This window comes from Actibacterium naphthalenivorans (assembly GCF_014196965.1).
Classification (GTDB): domain Bacteria; phylum Pseudomonadota; class Alphaproteobacteria; order Rhodobacterales; family Rhodobacteraceae; genus Actibacterium_A; species Actibacterium_A naphthalenivorans.
Genome location: NZ_JACIEQ010000030.1, coordinates 1 through 2,500, shown reverse-complemented (window position 1 = coordinate 2,500; position 2,500 = coordinate 1). Strand labels below are relative to the sequence as shown.

Annotated in this window: 1 tRNA gene and 2 rRNA genes (1 of these 3 cut by a window edge); all 3 read left to right on the top strand. The window is 54.6% G+C overall.

The features are described from left to right. A 23S ribosomal RNA gene (locus GGR17_RS19945) occupies window positions 1–2,105 on the top strand (it extends 728 nt beyond the left edge of the window). A gap of 124 nt (window positions 2,106–2,229) precedes the next feature. Continuing rightward, window positions 2,230–2,344, top strand: a 5S ribosomal RNA gene (rrf, locus tag GGR17_RS19940). Window positions 2,345–2,423: 79 nt separating this feature from the next. Beyond that, window positions 2,424–2,500 (top strand) — tRNA-Met (locus tag GGR17_RS19935).

Here is a 2,500-nt window from a genome sequence, read left to right as displayed (position 1 = left end):
AAGGTTGGGTAACACCAACTGGAGGTCCGAACCCACACCTGTTGAAAAAGGTCGGGATGAGTTGTGCCTAGGGGTGAAAGGCCAATCAAACTCGGAGATAGCTGGTTCTCTGCGAAATCTATTTAGGTAGAGCGTCATCCGAATACCCTCGGGGGTAGAGCACTGGATGGGTAATGGGGGCTTACCGCCTTACTGATCCTAACCAAACTCCGAATACCGAGGAGTACTAGATGGCAGACACACTGTGGGTGCTAACGTCCATGGTGGAGAGGGAAACAACCCTGACCTACAGCTAAGGCCCCTAATTCATGGCTAAGTGGGAAAGCAGGTGGGACGACCAAAACAACCAGGAGGTTGGCTTAGAAGCAGCCATCCTTTAAAGATAGCGTAACAGCTCACTGGTCTAATCAAGTTGTCCTGCGGCGAAGATGTAACGGGGCTCAAGCCATGAGCCGAAGCTTAGGATGCCGTAAGGCATGGTAGCAGAGCGTAGTGTGACATAACTCCTATCCTCTTTAGCGTCCTTCGGGGCGCCTTGGAGGATGCGGAGTTTTCTGTGAAGCCGGCCTGTGAGGGATCCGGTGGAGAGATCACTAGTGAGAATGATGACATGAGTAGCGACAAACAGGGTGAGAGACCCTGTCGCCGAAAGTCCAAGGGTTCCTGCTTAAAGCTAATCTGAGCAGGGTAAGCCGACCCCTAAGGCGAGGCCGAAAGGCGTAGTCGATGGGAACCAGGTTAATATTCCTGGGCCAGGAAGAAGTGACGGATCGAGACTGTTGTTCGCCCTTATCGGATTGGGCGGGCCGCTTATCGGTTCCTGGAAATAGCTCTTCCGCTAGATCGTACCCTAAACCGACACAGGTGGACTGGTAGAGCATACCAAGGCGCTTGAGAGAACGATGTTGAAGGAACTCGGCAAAATACCTCCGTAAGTTCGCGAGAAGGAGGCCCGGTTTCTACGCAAGTATTGACTGGGGGCACAAACCAGGGGGTGGCGACTGTTTACTAAAAACACAGGGCTCTGCGAAGTCGCAAGACGACGTATAGGGTCTGACGCCTGCCCGGTGCCGGAAGGTTAAAAGGAGGTGTGCAAGCACCGAATTGAAGCCCCGGTAAACGGCGGCCGTAACTATAACGGTCCTAAGGTAGCGAAATTCCTTGTCGGGTAAGTTCCGACCTGCACGAATGGCGTAACGACTTCCCCGCTGTCTCCAACATCGACTCAGCGAAATTGAATTGCCTGTCAAGATGCAGGCTTCCCGCGGTTAGACGGAAAGACCCCGTGCACCTTTACTACAACTTCACACTGGCATTAGGCCGAACATGTGCAGGATAGGTGGTAGGCTTTGAAACCGGAACGCCAGTTCCGGTGGAGCCTCCCTTGAGATACCACCCTTGTTCTGCTTGATGTCTAACCGCGGTCCGTTATCCGGATCCGGGACCCTGTGTGGTGGGTAGTTTGACTGGGGCGGTCGCCTCCCAAATCGTAACGGAGGCGCGCGAAGGTTGGCTCAGAGCGGTCGGAAATCGCTCGTTGAGTGCAATGGCAGAAGCCAGCCTGACTGCGAGACTGACAAGTCGAGCAGAGTCGAAAGACGGCCATAGTGATCCGGTGGTCCCGAGTGGAAGGGCCATCGCTCAACGGATAAAAGGTACGCCGGGGATAACAGGCTGATACTGCCCAAGAGTCCATATCGACGGCAGTGTTTGGCACCTCGATGTCGGCTCATCTCATCCTGGGGCTGGAGCAGGTCCCAAGGGTACGGCTGTTCGCCGTTTAAAGAGGTACGTGAGCTGGGTTTAGAACGTCGTGAGACAGTTCGGTCCCTATCTGCCGTGGGTGTAGGATACTTGAGAGGAGTTGCCCCTAGTACGAGAGGACCGGGGTGAACGATCCACTGGTGTACCAGTTGTTCCGCCAGGAGCAGTGCTGGGTAGCTATGATCGGAAAGGATAACCGCTGAAGGCATCTAAGCGGGAAGCCCCCCTCAAAACAAGGTATCCCTGAGGGCCGTGGAAGACCACCACGTCGATAGGCCGGAGATGTAAGCGCAGCAATGCGTTCAGTTGACCGGTACTAATTGCCCGATAGGCTTGATTTGATCCAGTAGAAGCAAGGTTTGAACCTGAAACTGCGGAGCAATCAAAAGCATACACAACAAAACATGTACTTGACCTGGACGGCAGGCGCGAAAAACAGCGCCTGCGGATGTGCTTCTTTCTCGGTTTGGTGGTCATAGCGCGAGTGAAACACCCGATCCCATCCCGAACTCGGCCGTTAAGCACCGTCGCGCCGATGGTACTGCGTCTTAAGACGTGGGAGAGTAGGTCACCGCCAAACCTAGAAAGAAGCACAAACCGTATCTCTCAAAACGATACCAGCACAGCGCCCCTGGACAATACCTCTAAAGGGCACGTGGCGCGGGATGGAGCAGCCCGGTAGCTCGTCAGGCTCATAACCTGAAGGTCGCAGGTTCAAATCCTGCTCCCGCAACCA